1 protein-coding gene is annotated in these 580 nt (G+C 54.5%); it reads left to right on the top strand.

What is annotated here, in order from left to right:
• Positions 1–93: 93 nt before the first annotated feature.
• Positions 94–580 (top strand): hypothetical protein (locus tag CXQ91_RS24260; protein WP_146072439.1); only part of this gene is annotated, 487 nt, incomplete at its 3' end.

Raw genomic sequence — 580 nt, 5'->3', positions numbered from 1 at the left:
GTTGGTCCGAGTTCAGGAACAGTTGGCGTCCAGAGCGCGCCGCAAGTCAGGTACGCAAATCCATCTCCTGTAACTCCTGAGGACCCCGGGCAGGTGGTCAAGGGCATGCTTCGTGATACAAGCCGGGACATCGATCTGGATGACTTTGTCATGGGGATTGCAGCAAAGACTCGAACCCAGCTAAAAGACGATTCGCAATTTTCAGTCGAATCAACGGGTGCCCGACTAGATGATGTCGGCGTCGTCCATGAAGCCATCAACCGCATGGCCGCTTACCAGCAAGTACTGGAGCCATTCGCGAAGATCCTTATAGTGGCGGGCGCATGGGGTGAAGAAAAGCACGCAGAACTCTGGCGATGGGCAGCAAAGCTCATTCTGAATCTCCGTTATGAAAGTGGGAATGCCAGGCTAGTTGCCCTCCAACAATTCGTTCCCATGTACCTCTCCTACGTCTCCGCAGTTGCGTCCGTGGAGAAGTCGAACTTCTACAGCCTAGAAGCACTGGTGGATACGCCCATCCGGTCGGTTCTTGGCACTGACCGAATGATAGCCGTGTTGCATCCTGCCTACGTGTTCAACC

This window comes from Arthrobacter sp. Y81, assembly GCF_002929335.1.
Classification (GTDB): Bacteria; Actinomycetota; Actinomycetes; order Actinomycetales; family Micrococcaceae; genus Arthrobacter.
Note: the sequence above shows the minus strand (reverse complement) of the source record. Positions and strands in the feature narration are given on the sequence as shown.